The organism is Lactiplantibacillus sp. 30.2.29 (assembly GCF_018991255.1).
In the GTDB taxonomy this organism is placed as follows: Bacteria; Bacillota; Bacilli; order Lactobacillales; family Lactobacillaceae; genus Lactiplantibacillus; species Lactiplantibacillus pentosus.
Window position 1 is genome coordinate 17535 of record NZ_JAGYGU010000023.1, and the last position, 17607, is coordinate 35141.

At 45.8% G+C, this 17607-nt stretch carries 10 protein-coding genes and 1 other annotated feature (1 of these 11 cut by a window edge); of the genes, 2 read left to right on the plus strand and 8 right to left on the minus strand.

Annotation, left to right across the window (positions count from 1 at the left end):
• Positions 1 to 164 (minus strand) — a binding site (T-box leader); it reaches 51 nt to the left of the window's first position.
• Between the two features lie 160 nt (positions 165 to 324).
• Positions 325 to 1377 carry an NAD(P)-dependent alcohol dehydrogenase gene (locus tag KGF65_RS12425; protein ID WP_216748063.1) on the minus strand — a complete coding sequence of 351 codons (1053 nt, stop codon included), beginning with the start codon at positions 1375 to 1377 and terminating at the stop codon, positions 325 to 327.
• Between the two features lie 1081 nt (positions 1378 to 2458).
• Between KGF65_RS12425 and KGF65_RS12430 the strand changes: the two genes are divergently transcribed.
• Entirely contained in the window at positions 2459 to 3640 is a 1182-nt protein-coding gene (locus KGF65_RS12430; protein WP_105923711.1) for an exonuclease SbcCD subunit D, read from the plus strand.
• A 2-nt stretch (positions 3641 to 3642) separates the two neighbouring features.
• Complete coding sequence (locus tag KGF65_RS12435; protein ID WP_213472230.1) at positions 3643 to 6825, plus strand: AAA family ATPase; 3183 nt, start codon at positions 3643 to 3645, stop codon at positions 6823 to 6825.
• A 197-nt stretch (positions 6826 to 7022) separates the two neighbouring features.
• Here KGF65_RS12435 and KGF65_RS12440 read toward each other — a convergent pair whose 3' ends face one another.
• The 7 genes from KGF65_RS12440 to KGF65_RS12470 all read right to left on the minus strand — a co-directional run bounded on the left by KGF65_RS12440 (position 7023) and on the right by KGF65_RS12470 (position 17058).
• Positions 7023 to 7991 carry a UbiA family prenyltransferase gene (locus tag KGF65_RS12440; RefSeq protein WP_216748064.1) on the minus strand — a complete coding sequence of 323 codons (969 nt, stop codon included), beginning with the start codon at positions 7989 to 7991 and terminating at the stop codon, positions 7023 to 7025.
• A 613-nt stretch (positions 7992 to 8604) separates the two neighbouring features.
• Positions 8605 to 10353: a hypothetical protein gene (locus KGF65_RS12445; protein ID WP_105923713.1), complete on the minus strand. Its 1749-nt coding sequence runs from the start codon at positions 10351 to 10353 to the stop codon at positions 8605 to 8607.
• A 231-nt stretch (positions 10354 to 10584) separates the two neighbouring features.
• Positions 10585 to 12228 carry a HAMP domain-containing histidine kinase gene (locus KGF65_RS12450; RefSeq protein ID WP_105923714.1) on the minus strand — a complete coding sequence of 548 codons (1644 nt, stop codon included), beginning with the start codon at positions 12226 to 12228 and terminating at the stop codon, positions 10585 to 10587.
• Entirely contained in the window at positions 12228 to 12914 is a 687-nt protein-coding gene (locus KGF65_RS12455) for a response regulator transcription factor (RefSeq protein ID WP_003638551.1), read from the minus strand. Before KGF65_RS12455 ends, KGF65_RS12450 begins: the two co-directional genes overlap by 1 nt.
• Before the next feature lie 191 nt (positions 12915 to 13105).
• Positions 13106 to 14455 carry a replication-associated recombination protein A gene (locus KGF65_RS12460; protein WP_216748066.1) on the minus strand — a complete coding sequence of 450 codons (1350 nt, stop codon included), beginning with the start codon at positions 14453 to 14455 and terminating at the stop codon, positions 13106 to 13108.
• 183 nt (positions 14456 to 14638) lie between these two features.
• A complete protein-coding gene (gene gndA / locus KGF65_RS12465) occupies positions 14639 to 16075 on the minus strand; it encodes an NADP-dependent phosphogluconate dehydrogenase (protein ID WP_088769627.1) in 1437 nt (478 codons plus the stop codon).
• A 398-nt stretch (positions 16076 to 16473) separates the two neighbouring features.
• Complete coding sequence (locus KGF65_RS12470) at positions 16474 to 17058, minus strand: PepSY domain-containing protein (RefSeq protein ID WP_105921374.1); 585 nt, start codon at positions 17056 to 17058, stop codon at positions 16474 to 16476.
• Positions 17059 to 17607: the final 549 nt, after the last annotated feature.

Sequence of the window (17607 nt, forward strand, 5' to 3'; positions counted from 1 at the left end):
TAGCCCCACATACAACATGGTCGTTAACGAGACCAGCCGTAGTTTCAACTTTCACCAAAACGATGCTCCGAGTTCATCTTCACCAGTCATCGAATTCCATGCTTTCACTATCCATGGTCGCTTTGAATTATATTCCTGGCTACTCTTCTCATCATCGCTTAATTCTATAATTTAATATTAATGTTAAGTATCGAAGAATGCAACCCTGAATTTATCTGATTCGCATAGGCTAAGATTTATCTTTTTTGGAAACCAATCATCGCTTTAAAAATCCACAAAGCGTCAGTAACAGCCTCTGGCTAACTTTATGGATTTGATTAATTATTAATTTAGCGTACTCATGTCAATGACAAACCGGTAATGCACGTCACTATTTAAGATTCGTTCATATGCTGTTGGGACATCATCAATGCCAATCATTTCAATTTTGGGGTGGACCCCATTTTCTGCAGAAAAGTTTAGCATTTCTTGAGTTAATGCAATCCCACCAACATTGGAAACTGTTAATGTATTTTGACGATTAAACATTGATTGCAAGCTGAATTCTTGATTCTCCAGTGGCAACCCGACACTGCAAGCAGTCCCTTTAACATCTAATAATTTGAAATACTGATTCCAATCCAGCTTAACCGCCACAGTACTAAGTAGAAAGTCAAAATGGCCATTCAAACGATCAAAATCTGCTGGTGTTTTAAGAATTTCGTAGGCTTTAGCCCCAAATTGTTTAGCTTCATCAGCCTTTGATTCAGAATGACCAATCACAGTCACCTCAGCACCCATTTTGCTGGCAAATTGAGTTGCGATATGACCTAATCTACCTAAGCCCACAATAGCCACTCTTGATCCTGCTTTGATGCCATAGCGTTTCAACGGATTATAGGTCGTGATACCGGCGCACAGCAAAGGACTGGCTTCAGCTAAGTCTAATTTATCAGGAATTGATAAAACAAACCGATCTTTCACAATAATTGATTGGGAATAGCCACCCTCTGTAGGATTACCATCATAATCGTCACCGACAAATACCGAAATAACACCCTTTTCACAGAACTGTTCTTCGCCGGCCCTGCAATATTTACACTTACCGCATGAATCAATAAAGCAACCGACACCCACTCTGTCGCCGACCTTAAAGTTATTCACATTCTGACCAATGGCACTAACCACCCCGGATATTTCATGACCTGGAACGAGTGGACGCTTAAACAGCGTATCTATCCCCTCGACAATAGAAATATCTGAGTGACAAATACCACAATACTTAATATCAATTGCAACATCATCTGGCCGCAACTCACGACGTTTAATAACCGTACGGTGAAAGGTGCTGAAATCTGATCCTGTTGCTTCTAGTGCCTTAACTTCTGTTCTTGCCATTTTCCTTCCTCACTTTCGATTTTTAAATCTCATGTTCTGATACAAAATCATAATTCAGTGACTGCAACACGCCTCAGTGATATCTTCTAGTGCTAATGACTAATTTCGGTAACTTTATAAACAGCACAACCTGTTGGTAAATCAGTAACGACAGCTTTTAGCTAATTTTCAGAACGAACACCTAGTACAAATTTGGCACCTTATCGCACCAAGAAGTTGATCGTCACTGCACCGATTCCGCTAGACGCGCCTGTAATTACAACGACTCTATTTTCAAAACGTATTGCGACGTATTGCTATTATTCATCACCTCTTTGTGACTGCCTATAGTTTAAGTCTACTATTGACTTTCGACCAATACTAAAAAGCTATCTATTGTCATAACTTTTTAGTATGGTCCATGATCAAACCGGCCTATAAATTCTTTTGGCTGGCGTTCTTGCAACGACCCTATTTGACGGAACATCCCGTGTATTCGTAGCCCTACTTTTGATGAGCTAGTCGTTGGTCCTTACTATCAGTCATGTTGGCATCCAACTGGCAGACTTATTTTCACTAATCTCCAAGCTGCCTTACTCGTGTTTTAATTTTGCGGACCATCAGCGTCACTGAGCTTGTCAGAATTTTCTTGAGTATATCAAGATAGCAAAGCCTGGCATTAGCAAAGTGGCAATTTTATCGTTCAAGTTCAAGGGTGACCATCTATGAAACTTCCAAGACCATTTTTCTGTATTTAAACGTCAGAATTTTTATCGTACTCGATAATTAAAAGCTTGCTCCAGGATTCAGTCTCTTAATATCCAATGAGCCATTTTACTTTTAAAATGTACTCGTTCATCTGCCATTCATGTGAGTTTCTGACTAGAGGGCCTAGAGTATAGCACGCACTAGCGAATGAACAGTAGGCCAACTAATGGACACGTTTTGATCATAATTGATGACAACTGAGCTACCACATATGATGCGGCCGCTTTTACGTTAATCAGTTTTGACCGTTCTACCGCGTTCCCGACCCACGTATTTTTACCAAAATATGCGATAATAGAACTCAATGATTCAATCATTTAAGGGAGGACCTCACATGAAGTTACTACATACGGCTGATTGGCATATCGGTCGCACACTTAACGGCTACTCGTTGCTGGACGAACAGGAGGCCGCATTCAAACAACTCTTGGCGATTGCACTCGCTGAAAAGGTGGACGGAATCGTCATCGCCGGCGATATTTATGACCGGGCGGTTCCGAGCACCGATGCGGTCACGTCGCTTGACCACATGTTGCAAGCGATCAATATCGAACATCACCTACCGATTTACGCGATTGCTGGGAATCACGACGGCGCCAAACGCCTCAATTACGGACGTGAATGGCTAGCGTACACCAATTTCCATCTCAATACATTACTCGCTGAGGCCTTTACACCGATTGAAACCCCTGAGGCCCAGATTTTCATGTTGCCATTTTTCGACCCGATCGATGCGCGGGTCTATTATCAGCAACAAGGCTTACCCGAAAAACAAGTCAAAGCGATTCATACGATCAATGACGCCATGCAGTTGGTACTCGCAGACTTGGCTGCCCAATTTGACCCAACGAAACGCCACCTGCTGATCACACATTTCACAGTCACACCGAAAGCCGACGACGACTTGGAACTGACAAGTGAAACGACGTCCAAGGTCGGTGGTTTGGCAACTTTAACGACCGATTTATTCAGTGATTTTGACTATGTCATGCTCGGGCACATTCACACTCGGCTGGCCTCGCCGGACCCCGACCGCATTCGTTACTCCGGGAGTCCCGTGAAGTTTAACGTCAAGGAAGCTAATCCTAAGTTTCATGGAAAAGGTGTCGAAATTATCACCATCACCCCAGACGATATCACCCACGAGTTTAAGCCCATTCAACCTAAGACGGATTTAGTGAGTCTAAAAGCACCGTGGGAAACCCTACTCGACCCGGAATTCTATCAACAGCAGCCTTTAAAACAGGCGTGGTTCGCGATTACGGTCCAGGACTTCGACCGTAGCAAACATCTCAACGTCCGGGCTCAGCTAGAACAAATTTATGGGACGATCGTCGAACTTGATTACGAAACACACCATCAAGCCGCAATGATGAACCATGCACAAGCGCTCGACACGTTATCGCCGGATGCGATTGTCGGTCAGTTTTTCAATGATATTACTGGTCAGCCACTTTCGAAAACGCAACAGCAGCTTGTCGATCAAATTTTTGTCAATTTAAGAAAAGAGGATTAGCCGTGAAACCCGTCTACTTAGACATGACCTATTTTGGTCCCCACGAACACTCCATTATCGATTTTAGTAAACTTGAAAGCACCCCGATTTTTTTGATCAGCGGCGATACTGGCGCTGGTAAATCAACGATTTTTGACGCCATGACCTTCGCGCTGTTCGGGACGACAACTAACGATGGCACCGATGGCCGCGCCGCTAAAGACATGCGCAGTCAGTTTGCCCCGGCTGACCAGCCGACTAAGGTCATCTTCTACTTTGAACAAGGCAATCAGCTTTACAAAATCAGCCGGACGCCGGAGCAGTCACTAGCTAAAAAACGTGGCTCCGGAATGACCCAGCGGGCTGCGACTGCCAAACTGGCAGTAGTTGACCGCGTTGGTGGCGTAGAAATCAATTCAATTGCGACGAAACCAGCCGACGTTGGTCCGGAAATCGGTCAAATTCTAAACTTGACTGCCGACCAATTCAAAAAAATCATTCTATTACCACAAAACGATTTTTCAGAATTCTTGAAATCTAAGACCGACGATAAGGAAAAAATTCTGAAGAAGATTTTTGGAACCCAGCTTTACAGTGACTTTAGTGCGGCCCTTAAAACCGAATACCTCGCCGCTCGCAAAACTGGCGAACAGTTTATCACGGATTTACGGGTCGCTCTATCATCGACCACTTGGACTGACGATGAACAAGCGCAACTCAAGGCCACGCCCGATGATCAAAAAGTGTCCCTGTTGACCCAGTTCGTTGCCACTCGTCAAACGCGCCTTGAACAAGCGCAACAGGCCACTGAAGCACTTGATAAGACCGTTAAGCAGGCAGAAGCTGTCAACCAGGCCGGCCGTGACCGTCAGCAGCAATTCAAACGGTTAGCGGATGCCCAAACAGAGTACCAGACTCAGGTCCAACAACCAGCAACCGAAATGACGGCGATGCGGCAGCACATTCAAGCCCTGACTTGGTCCGAGGGCTTGCAGTCGACTGCTCAAGACCTGCTTCGGCGCCAGCAAGAACACAAACAGCTGTCAGAAACCCAAGCCCGGATTGCAACCAACGTCAAACAGACTGAGGCTAAGGCTAAAACTGCTCAGGCCGCCCTTAAACAGTTGGCGGCACAAGGTGAAGACAACCAGAAACAGCAACAACGCATCACCCAACTGACGACGTTGATTCCACAAGCAAACCGGATTGAAAGCTTGACGACCCAACTAGCAACGTTGACCCCGGAATTTGCTAAACTCCAGCAAACAAAGCAGCAACAACAACAGCAGCTTACTGATTTAGATGAGCAAATTAAAGCAAAGCAAACCGAGTTGCCAGAAGTCGAACAATTGCGGGCAACCAAGGATCAGTTAAGCCAGCAACGGTCCACGTTTATTGAAACGCTAACGCCGCTTGACCATCAGTGGCATCAAGCCAAAAAAGCGGCCGCCGACGCAAATGGTCTGCTGACGAAGCACAAAACTGCACTCACCGACGCACAACAAAAATTCGAAGCAGCCCAACGTTCGTTTGCCCAACAACGGGGCCGTCGCCAAGAACTCATGATTGCCCAGTTGCAACAAGAACTGGTCGACGGTGAGCCCTGTGCCGTCTGTGGTTCAACCGACCACTCGCACATGGTCGCAACCATCAGCGCGAGTGAAACTGAATTGCGACAATCAATGACTGCCGTGGATGATGCCCAGAACGCCGTTGCCAGTACCCAACAAGCGGTCAAGTCGGCACAACAACAAGTTGAAGCTGCGCAAAAAAGCGCTGAAGAAGCCGCGGCTCAAGTTGAAGTGGCTGCCAATGAGATCAAAATCAACTATCAACAATTGGTGGTAAGTGCTGGACTAGAATCAATTACCACCTACAATTTAAAGAAAATTACAGTCAATTTTGACACACAGCTACACGAAATCAGTCAACAATTGACGGCCGCTCAAGAACTTAGTATCGCGATTGATAAACTTAAGACAAACCGGCAAGCGCTCCAAGACCAAGTCACGGCCACCAAACTTGCGGTCACGCAAAAGCAGACCCAAATCGACGCCAAAACGACTGACCTGCAGCACGCCCGAACAGAAACGCAACTTAAGGCTGATGAGACCAGCCAAACGCTACGTCATGAAAAGCAACAACTTGAAAAAGCTGTTGCGGATTATCAAAAGCAAGTTGATGCGGCCAAGGACGCGGTTCAAGCCAGTGAAGTGGCCCTATCAAAAGATCGGATGCAACAAACTGATTTGGCAGAACGCTTAGACGCAAATCAACAAGCAACGGTCGAACTCAATCAGACGTTAACGACTGCGCTAAACGCCGATGACGCGCCCACCCATGACACCGCCGTTTTAAACGCTTGGTTAACGGAATTGTCAGCTGGACAACTCAGCAAATTGCAGGTCACGGTTGCTAAATACGACGAAACTAAATCACGTTTGACCCGCGAGATTAAAGAATTACAAGCCGCACTCGCTAACGTTGAACAGCCCGATTTACCGGCACTTCAAGCCCAGCTGGAAGCACAGCGGCAACTGCGTGACCAAGCCATTCAGCAACAAACGGTCGCTAAACAAGCGTTCACAGATGGCGATTCCTGTTTGCAACGTGTCCAGAAAATCATGCAGCAACAAGGTAATTTTGCCAAACGATTCGCCGAAATCACCGGCTTATATAACATTATCACCGGTAAAGACGGCAATGAATCCAAGCTCAAGCTGGAGACCTATGTCGTTCAACATTACCTCCAGCGAGTGCTCAACTATGCCAATGAGCACTTCATTAACTTGCTGTCGAACAACCGCTATACGTTCGAGTTAGCGGATGAAGCCAGTGACAAGCGCACCGACCATGGTTTAGACATTAACGTCTACGATAACGAAACGGGAAACTCGCGCTCCTCTAAAACCTTGTCTGGCGGTGAAACCTTCATTGCGGCGCTGTCAATCGCATTGTCGCTAAGTGAAGTCGTTCAGTCCTCAGCCAACGGAGTCCAAATCGACGCTCTCTTTGTCGACGAAGGCTTCGGCTCGTTAGATGATGAAACCCTTGAAAAGGCCATGCAAGCGCTCGAAACCATTGGCGAAAATCGGATGGTTGGCGTTATCAGCCACATTGAATCGATGAAACGCACGATTGGTCAACAAGTGCTGATCAAAAAGCTCGGCGACGGTCGCAGTACGGTTCGTCTGATCAGTAAATAGTGTCGAGCAATTATTATTGAGTCACAATTTTCCGCATAAACAAAGGACCTGTATCCAGTCACCTATTGAAGTGGTGACCGGATACAGGTCCTTTTTGACGATTGTTTTGAGCAATTGAAGTTAGTGGTGCTTTTGATAGTTCTATCAATTAAGAATGGTAGAACGTCTGAAGATGCATCAGTGACTCATCTAAAACGCTAAAATAAGATGCCTAAAATCAAGCCTAGTAGTTGCATACCTTGAAACAGCATCAAATTTTGTGGCGCCGTGTTGAACGTGGTTTCCTTGACTTGAACTGCATTGAAGGCCCGAATATTCTTCAAAATTTTAGGCAACACAAGCAACACTAATAATTGCGTGATGGGTAAAATTTGTAAGGCGACGCTAATCAGTACCGGGATGTAGCCCAGTAATGCCAAAGTATCATAGACCTTCAGTGACCAGCGATGCCCGATATAATACGGGACGGTGTAACGCTCGTTGCGAATATCCTGCTTTAAATCGGAAATGTTATCCGCAAGCATGATATTGGCAACTAAGAAAATGCCAGGTAAGCCCACTAAAATCATGACAAGGATATTTTGCAGGTTACCGACAATCGCAAACTGTGGCCAGTCAAAAGTCAACCCTGCCAAGACGGGCGTCGCAACGTTCATGTAGACGCTCAAAAAGAAGACGCCAAAGCCTTCAACGCAGCCTGACAGTAGTTCACCGAGTGGAAAGCGGGAAAATGGGACTGGTCCGTAAGTGTAAAAAATTGCGACGCCAATCGCCGCGGCACCCATGAATAACAATAACCAGTTTGTCAAAAAGACTAGCACCAGGCCCAAAATAATAGCTGTCGCTAGCATCACCAGCATCAATCGCAAAGAACGGCGCGGTGACAAATGTTCACGCCCCACGATGTTATAAGTATCGCAATAATGCAAATCCTTAGCTAAATAATAATCCTGCACGTTGTTGAATCCCGTTACAAACAACGCAATCGCAACTTGTGCAATTAGATAAATTAACGAATTAATCCAATTGAACGCGTGAAAATAATAAATTGAAAATAGCACCCCGATAAAATACGGCACCACGCTTGCCGCTTTGGCATTCAGCCGGATAAACTCCAAAAAGATTTTGAAAGTCATCGGCCGATAAGCCGGTTCATTGGTCAACAATCTCGACCCCCCTGATAAAATTAAAGACGCTTGCGCGTTGCACTGTGGATGGTTAAAATCGATAAAAATAATTGTGACAACTTCGGTTCAAAAGATCAAACCGTCTGCTGAGAACCACTCGCCTGCACTCACCACCCCATTGTCCCCAATGAGGTGGATATTTGATTGCGACCGAATCATAAGTCGGATTCATGTCCGCGAAACACCAAACGACGCACAATCAGCTTTTATCGTAACCTGACTCACAATGCCTCCCCTTCCACTATATCAAAGAAGTAGACTTGTGAAAACCGTTTCAAGTGTAAAATGTCACAAATCAGCACGATTACACGTGCTAGCCATAACCATCGACAGGCATTGTGCTTGTTATTACTGCCGTTATGAGTTGGCCATAGCGAAAATTAACATGTGCACTAGTTATTCGACCGTCAGCTGACGCGTGTCACATCAAACGTTCCAATTACGACGTGCTAGGCCAAAATAAGCGCCTCCACAACAAAACGACACTGCCAATGCAGACAAGCGTGATGCTTGCATTCATTAGCGGTGTCGTTTTTCAAAGACTAATTAACACGATTTTAAATTGCAACCTTCACGTGATTTATTGCGCATTCTAGTTAGCAACGACCTTCATCAATTCCGGTCCCTTGTTGGTTAACAAATACCCGGTGTTACTGGTATGTTGCCAAACGAGGCCTTCAAATTCACGTTTGCCAGAGAAGTTGCTGCGACTGACATCTGCGGTGCTCAACTTACCCAGTTTGTTAGCTGGTACCGAAAAGATACTCTCGTCAGAAACTAAGTATAAGCGACCGTTATTCGAATTGTAGCTCATTGATTGCAAGACCTGCCCGGGGGCCTGACTCAAGCCCTGTTTGACCAAGCTAAAGTGGACGCGGTTGACCCCAAGCGTCCCCTTGTAAAACTTGACCGAATTCACCGGTGCGGTCGGCCAAGCGGACTTGGTCTGGGTCCAGAAATAGGCATTCCCGCTGTTATCAAAGCTGAGAACGCTGCCCATGTGGACCGTTGACTTCAAGGTAAAGTTGACACTCGCATTCGGCTTCAAAGTAGACATACTCAATCGTTGAACGGTCGCGGTCGTACTATTCTTATAAGCCTTGATAAACCACAATTGATTCGTTTTCGGATTCAACGCCAATGACTGCACGTGGCCAGCTTTGAACTGCGGACCGACTTTCATACAAGCGAGGACTTGCCGGTCCAAGGCAGTCGTTGTGCCTCGATAGTAACGATTCGTTGCGCGCCGAATCATTGATAAACTACTCCCACTAGCATTCAATAGCTGGTTTAATTTGGTCCAATCATACCGAATCACCCAACCAGTCTGATTTTCATCACTCGCCTGCTGATTATCGTTGTACATCACATACAAGTAGTGATCATCCTTAGAAAACGCGGCACTTTGTGGATTACCGAGGATCGATTTACGACTAAAACCTGGATAATCGATTGGCAGGTAGACCGCCGTCTTGAAATGATATTTACTATAAGCATCGTTGGTCGACTTGGTTAAAGGTAACGTATGTACAGCCGTCTGAAAAGAATTCGTCGTACTGTAATCTGAATCATAGGTGTAAGTGATTTTACCCATCGTGTATCCGCTGCTGTTGACGGTTGAAAAATCTTGGGACCGATACGGCGAGAGGACGTTGCCACTCGTGGCGTAACTGGTCAGCCCATTGGCCTTGGATGTCACCTTAGTCTTACCAATGCTACTTTCACTGACAATATCGCCACTTACGGCCCAGCCATGCGTCGACCCCGCAGTCACGTAATTATACGTATACGCTCGGCCGCGCTTGTAAATCACCCGTGTTTTCGTCCGCGTGTACACCAGATTAGCGTTCAATGACGTCTTCGCCTTAAGTTTCACATAATTATTAGTCCCACTGATTTGATAAATTTTACCCGTATGACTAGCGACTTTATCGTATGCGCTCGCAGTCGTTTTTTTAGCAGTCTTGGCCTGATAATCTTTTCCAGCTTTCAGGTAACTGCTGGCGACCCAGCCAGTCGCACCATTCTTAGCGCTTTTGACATAATAATAACGAACTTTACGATTGCCCTTATAAACATACGCCTGTTTGGTGCGCGTCCATGTCGAATTATGATAAGACTTGAGCGCATGATTAGCGTGCATCTTCGTCTTCTTCAGCGACCCGCTAAACGTATAAGTTTTGCCCGTATTACTCGTTGTATAATACGGTTTACTAGCCACCTTAGTCGCTGCTGTTCGACGGTAGGTTGCCGCCGAGGCGTGGGTCGGTTGACTCACGATGGCCGTAAAACTGCCGGCACTAACCAATACCCCGATTCCAGCTTTGATTGCCCAATGCATCTTGACCACTCCCTTTTTTGTTTATTGCATGAATAATTATGCTAATGTTATTTTAGCACAAGATAAATCTATTTATTAATTTTTTTATAAGTTAATTAGATCACTTGTTATATCTAGTCCCTGCTACGCTTCATTATCATGTTAGTCACACCCAATCGTGAAAAAAAACACACCTGTGAGTCGGCGGTTTGCCGCTCACAAGTGTGTGATTAGAGCTGATTAAATTTGCAATTACTTTTCGTGTTCGTGATCATCCAACGGTGGTTCGTCTTCATCACGAGTTGCGGGTTTGATCCCGGCTGGAAGTTCCGACTTTGCAATTTTCTCCACGTCATTGGTTTCAGCTTCAGCTTTTTCCAACAATTTGGCATCGCGCAAAATCGGTAACTGGAACCGGAAAATCGACCCTTGGCCAACCACCGACTCCACACTGATATGGCCATGGTAGCCTTCGATTAAGCGTTGGGCGATAGACAAGCCCAGGCCATTTCCGCCCTTATCGCGACTACGCGCCTTATCGACCCGATAGAAGCGGTTGAAGACGCGGTCCAAATTATCCTTAGAAATCCCCTCACCGAAATCTTGAACGGCGACTTCCACATACCGGTAGTCGGTCGATAACGACAAGTGAATTTCCTTACGACGCGTCGAATACTTGACGGCGTTGTCGAGCAAGATAATCAAGACTTGTTCGAGATGATTCCGATAGATCTGCGCGTACACCGGCTTTTTGACATCATCATCAAACGTAAAACTAAAGTCTGGATGAATCATCTTGAAGTCGTTAAACGCTTGTGTGACCAATTTTTGGACGTCTGAAGTCTCATGACTGAAGTTGATTTCCAACTGTTCAGCACGTGACAAGTCTAACATTTCTTGAACCAAACTCTGCATCCGTTTGGTCTCGGATAAACTGGCCGCTAATGATTCGGATAAGACTTGTGGATCATCCTTGCCCCAGCGATTCAGCAGTTCCATGTGTCCCTGAATAATGGCAACTGGCGTCCGCAGCTCATGGGAAACGTCCTCGACGAACTGCTGTTGCTGCGTAATGTAGCGTTGCATTTGGTCCAACATGTCATTAAAGACGACTGCCAAATCGGACAATTCATCATTGCGTTTGAGGTCTGGCACCCGTGAATCGGTCTGGGGGTCGTCATTGACGGCATTAATGGTCTGCTTGATTTTACGCATCGGTCGCAACAGGAAGGCCGCCAAGAAGTACCCTAACAAGGTTGCGCCAAAAATCGTAATCATCGTCATCACGATGAAGATCCAAATCAAGTTTTGCGTTGTCGCATGGTATTCGGATAAGTTATCCGTCACCTGGGTGTAACCAATCAACTTATGATTGCTGGCGGCATAAATTGGTGCCCGCCCGACCAATTCAGCGTTGCTCCCGTGCCCGACTAGTCGAACTTGGCGTGACCTGTTTTTCGAAAATTCATGAGCATCCTTGCGTGACAAATAGAGCGTGTTGCCATTTGGGTCATAAACGGTCACGGCTAAATTCGTCCGCGATAAGGCTGTCAGGTCAGAATCGGTAAAAATCTTGCTTTGAAGGACGCCGTGTTTACGTTCACTCATACTATTGGCCGGCTCAACACTGGCTTCCGGCTGCAATTTGGCCGCGACGGATTTAATCGTCAATCCGGAGCTTTCGGTTCGTAATGATTGTTGGACTGTCGTGACAGCACTAGCCACGTTCCGTTGCTCTTGGCGCAATAAGAGGTTCGTGAAGCTCTTATAGACCAATAAAGAAAAACAAATAAAAATGAGCGCGGACCCAATTGCGGTCCCGAGCGCCCATTTCCATTTTAATGACCAACGGCGCCGTGGTTTAGGCGTCACTTGTTTGGTATCAGTCTCAGCCATTAAGAACGAATCACGTATCCAGTCCCACGAACAGTTTGGATGTAACTCTTTTCACCTGGTCGGTCAATCTTGTTACGTAGATAACGAATATAAACGTCCACGACGTTGGTTTCAACTTCAGATTCATAGCCCCAGACCTTGTTCAACAAGACATCTCGTGCTAAGACCACGTTAATATTTTCCATTAAAGTCAGTAACAGTTCATATTCACGTTTGGTTAAATTGATGACCTCGTCACCACGCTTAACGACTAGGTTTTCCTTTTCAATCGTCAAGTCCTTGTAAGTGACCGTCGTTTGCTTGGTACTTTGTTGTTCGCTTTCCAAATCAATCCGCCGAAGTAAGGCCCGTAGCCGTGCTAATAATTCTTCGATGGCAAATGGCTTAACGATATAGTCGTCAGCACCATGATCAAGTCCAGAGACCCGGTCGATCACAGAATCGCGAGCCGTCATCATAATGATTGGTGTATTCTTGACTTCACGCACCCGCCGACAAACTTCAAGTCCATTAAGTTCTGGTAACATTAGGTCTAATAGGATGGCATCAAAATCTTCAGCTAACGCTGCGTCTAACCCCTTACGGCCGTTATATTCAACTTGAATATCATAGCCTTCGTGTTTTAATTCTAATTCAACGAAGCGTGCGAGGTTTTTTTCATCCTCAATAATTAATATTCGACTCATTTACTTTTAGTCACTCCTAATATTCAACTTTATCTAAAAACCGTACGAATCAGTGATTCATCACCACTAACCTGCGTTAAGCTAGTACAACATGTTATTTTAACATGAAAACGCTGAATTTCCTACACCCCAACCAGTCTCTAGTCCTCACTCAAATCTAATTTTAGCGAATTCTCATTAAATTGCAATTTTTATGTCTCGTCATCTGGCTGGTCATTCGACTGGTGTTGCTGGTGCCACTGACGAATTGCAGCCAGCCGTTGTTGCCAGGCTTTCTCTTGTCCTTGGCTGGTTGGCTCGTAATAATGATGCGTACTCAACTCGGCTGGCATCGTCGTCATGGTCGTTAATTTATCGGCCGTATCATGTGCATATTGATAATCGGAACCATAACCTAAATCTTTCATTAATTTTGTGGGCGCATTACGAATCTGTAATGGCACTGGCAAATTCCCCGTCGCCTTGATGTCAGCTTGTGCGGCTGATTTCGCTGCATACAGCGCATTGGATTTTGGCGCGAGCGCCAAATAAGTGACTGCTTCGGTCAGGTTGACGTCACACTCTGGCATCCCAATCATCTGGCAGGCTTGAAAGACCGCGACCGTCAGCGGCAAGGCTTGCCGGTCCGCCAGGCCAATATCTTCACTGGCAAATCGAATCAGCCGGCGCGCAATGTATAATGGATCCTCACCACCTGCGAGCATCCGCATCAGCCAGTAAATGGCAGCATCCACGTCACTATTCCGCATCGATTTATGCAAGGCAGAAATGATATTATAGTGTTCCTCATCATGCTTGTCGTAGCGCAATGACTTGGTATTGATCAGCTGTGATAATCCAGCCGTGGTGATCGTCACGTTTTGTCCATCACGGTCACCATTGAGCACGGCCATTTCTAACGTGTTGAGTGCCATGCGGGCATCCCCGTTCGCGAATTCCGCAATTAACTGGAGCGTATCAGGTTGCAGATGGATGGTTAAATCTGGAAACCCATTCGGATTGTCCAGTGCGCCCTGCAAGACTGCCACCAATGCGTCCGTCGTTAAGGCTTTTAAGACTAACACTTTACACCGTGAGAGTAACGCCGCGTTGATCTCAAACGATGGATTTTCAGTTGTCGCCCCAATTAGGGTGATACTTCCCCGTTCAACATACGGTAGAAAAGCGTCTTGTTGGGCTTTATTGAACCGATGAATTTCATCAATGAATACGATCGTCTTTTCACCAAAATCGCGGTTGGCTTCGGCCTCATCCATAATTTCACGAATCGCCTTGATGCCACTAGTGACCGCGCTAAACGTAATAAAATGCGACTGTGTCTGCTGGGCAATGATTTCAGCCAAGGTCGTCTTACCGACCCCGGGTGGTCCCCAGAAAATCAGCGACGGTAACTGGTCTTCAGCAATCAGCTGCCGCAATAGTTTACCTGGGCCTAATAAATGGTCTTGGCCTTTGAAGCCATCCAAGTTCACTGGCCGAACCCGATAGGCCAATGGACTCGCGCTGGCCTTGTCGGGATTAAATAATGATTCTTGCCGCATGGCAATCCCTACTTTCACGAGAATACTTAGTTCTATTTTAACGCAAACGTATGTTCTTAGCCACTAAAACCCTCGTTTAATCAAACTTGCACTCGTTTTGATAAAATTCATCTCACGACAAAACAAAAAACTGCGACCAACAATCAAAATTGTCAGTCACAGTTCATTTCAATTAGCTAAACTTTATTGTTCTTCGTACCAACTGTAATGGAACAAGCCTTCACGGTCAGTCCGTTCGTAGGTGTGGGCACCGAAGTAATCCCGTTGTGCTTGTAACAAGTTAGCAGGTAAAACTTCTGCACGGTATGAGTCATAGTATGACAATGCCGCACTGAATGAAGGTACTGGTACACCAGCTTGGATGGCAAGACTCAATACTTCACGAGTTGATTGTTGATACTTAGCTGCGATTTCAGCAAAGTAGTCGTCCATCAACAAGTTATTTAAATCTGGCTTCTTATCAAATGCATCGGTGATGTTTTGTAAGAATTGGGCACGGATAATGCAGCCGGCACGCCAGATTTGAGCAAGTTCACCGAACTTCAGATCCCAGTTATAGTGTTCAGAAGCAAACCGTAATTGTTCGAAGCCTTGCGCATAACTCATGATTTTACTGAAGTAGAGCGCTTGACGAATCTTTTCAACCAATTCTTCCTTGGCTGGTAATTTAACGTCAGCAGTTGGGCCAGCTAACTTCTTAGAAGCAGCAACCCGTTCGTTCTTCATCATTGAGATGTAACGTGCATAAACGGCTTCAGTAATTACTGATTGTGGGACTTGGATGTTCAACGCATCTTCGGAACTCCACTTACCAGTCCCCTTGTTGTTCCCACGGTCTAAGATCATGTCAACGATTGGCTTAGTCTTGTCTTCGCCTAAATCATCTTTACGTGACAAGATATCAGCGGTGATTTCGATCAAGTAGCTGCTTAATTCGCCCTTGTTCCAATCAGTAAAGATATCGGACATTTCGTCAACCGATAACCCAGCAACGTTACGCATAATGTTGTAAGATTCGTCGATTAATTCTTCGTCCCCGTATTCGATACCGTTGTGGACCATCTTGACGTAGTGACCAGCACCATTCGGGCCGATGTAAGTGACGCAAGGTGCGCCGTCTTGAGGGGCCTTAGCAGAGATCTTTTCCAAGATTGGGGCAACTAAGTCATAAGCTTCCTTTTGGCCACCAGGCATCAATGATGGGCCTTGTAAGGCGCCTAATTCACCACCGGAAACACCCATGCCGATGAAGTTGATTCCTGATTTGTCCAAACGAGCGTTACGAGCCATCGTGTCGTTAAAGTTGGTGTTCCCACCATCAATTAAGACATCGCCCTTATCTAGTAATGGTAATAATTCATCAATCACAGCATCAGTTGGCTTACCAGCTTTGACCATCATGATGATTCGACGTGGTGTTTCAAGTGAAGCGACAAAGTCTTCAATCTTGTAACTTGGAACGAGTTGCTTGTCAGCGTGGTCCTTAACGACCTTTTCAGTCTTAGAACCCGTCCGGTTAAAAATCGCAACTTTGTAGCCGCGGCTTTCGATGTTCAACGCCAGGTTTTTACCCATGACGGCCATCCCAATGACACCAATTTGTGGTTTTTCATTACTCATTAGTTTATTGCCTCCCAATTTTTAATACGCAACTATCGTACCAGAAAAAGTGTTCTTTATAAAGTAAATGACCGCAAATTTCAAAATTAATTTCATATAAGTCATTACAGGACGAAATTAATTTTCATGAATCATGCTATTTTCTAAGTTCAAGACTAGTTACCATTGAAATTCGTGGCATCAAATCGAACAGTCCGCGTTATCTCGCTTAAAACGGCCCATCACCCTCTCTGGGGCAACGCGCCGTGTATTTGCGCATATTTATTATCGAGCTTCTGAGAGCGCATTGGGGTCACTCACAGGCCTTTTCGCGCGGATACTTTCAGTAAGAACCTTTTCAATTGCGTGACTCATGACTGGTTGATTCATCGCCACTGTTTACTGACAACCAAGTGACCCTAATCGTCATGTTCAGTTTTCAAAATACTTCCTTCCTGGGCGTCAATCTTAATCTCAACTTGTTGTTTTCCTTGATGCACCTGGACTTCCCAATAAGTCGTGCCGTTGTCCTTATCCAATTTGAGCTCACTGGCATAACCGCCATTACGATCATGGACAGCAATCGCAACCGCTTTACTAGGACTGATGACCTTTTTCAAATTGAGTCGGTCGTTCTCAACCTCAGCTTGGTCGTCCTGGTCCAGCCGTTCGGAGTGTTTGCTGATGACCTTTCCCGTCCGCCCGTTCAGCTGTAATTCGTGCTCTTGAGTGCCACCGACACCTTCCAGCGTATAAACGGGGCGGCCGAGTTGATCTTCTAGCTCGATACTCGTCAAACTGGCATCCGGATATTGTTGTTGAAATGCCTTGATAGCCGCGTTTAAGGACACCTTTGTCGTATCCGTCACACTTTTCGTCGAACTACTTTGACTACTACGCGACTGGCTGGTCGCCTCGTCTTTTTCCGACTGCCGGGTCCCACACCCCGCTAACAAGATCACACTTAGCAGTACCAGCCCGACGCCACTTCTTTTGCTCATCATCGCCATAACCTCCTTGTCGCTGCGTCAGTAACAATCGTCATGGGACTGTGCCCATTTGTTTCCCTTAGTATACGGAAGTCTGATGAGGTCTCGCAATCAATATGCAAAACGGCCCGGTTGACCATGTGGCGTCGCAATTAGGCTGAAGGAACTGGACCAATTCAAACCAAGGAACATCTGCTGGGTTTCCTCAACCTAGCTGGACAAGGCCGCCCTTGATTTTCCGTCAACTTTGCTTAACGAAATGCTAAGCAAGACTGCTTAGAGCAAGTTCCCAGTCAACGCCAAGATGGTCACACACCCAGTCACGCCATAGTCATTCTATCAACCAACTCCACTTGACGAAGGTGGTTGCTGAAAAACTAAATGACTGATTTTTAGTTCACCACTCCAAAGCAAAGTCAGCCCTCAAAATGGGAATTAATCTCCACTTTAAGTGCTGACTTTGTATTTTGAGGAATGTCGACAACGTAATTTGATCGTTCGACAGGTTTTTCAGCAACCTCTGACCAAGAGCCCTGTTTTGGACGAAGCTCCCCAAAATTCACT